Source organism: Desulfocicer niacini (assembly GCF_054657595.1).
Map to the genome: position 1 here is coordinate 1 of NZ_BAAHYK010000173.1, position 555 is coordinate 555.

The 555-nt window shown below is 46.1% G+C and carries 1 protein-coding gene; it reads right to left on the bottom strand.

Annotated elements, in window-relative coordinates; all coding sequences use genetic code 11:
• The coding region (locus ACYQ2M_RS25245; RefSeq protein ID WP_459919167.1) for a reverse transcriptase domain-containing protein at window positions 1-555 on the bottom strand (555 nt) is incomplete at its 3' end.

Sequence of the window (555 nt, forward strand, 5' to 3'; positions counted from 1 at the left end):
CCCCATATACCAGCTATTTATCCGTTTCATTGTTTCCTCAAGGGTAAGATAGGTCCCCCGAGGTGTCAGCTCTTTGAGTTTCAGCATTGCTCTTTTCATAGACTGGGCTGATATTGCTATCGTCCCCTCAACAATCGTCATACCCAGAAATTTGACATCACAGGATCGGCCGACCCTGCTTTTATCCCAGTGAATCTTCAGCTTGAGTTTCTGCTCAATAAATCGGCTAATACTTTTCATTACCCGGTCGGCTGCCTTGGGTGACCGGACAAAGATATTGCAGTCATCAGCGTATCTGCAGAACTCAAGGCCACGTTGCTCAAGCTCTTTATCAAGTTCGTCAAGCACCACGTTACTGAGCAAGGGGCTCAATGGGCTGCCCTGGACTGTCCCTTCTTTGCTGCGTATCACCGTTCCGTTTATCATCACACCACTTCTCAGTATAATGTCAATCAAACGCAGAATACGTTTGTCTGTAACATGGCCTGAAAGCAGGTAAATAAGTCGGTCGTGATTAACTCGGTCAAAAAATTTGGACAGATCAATATCCACCAC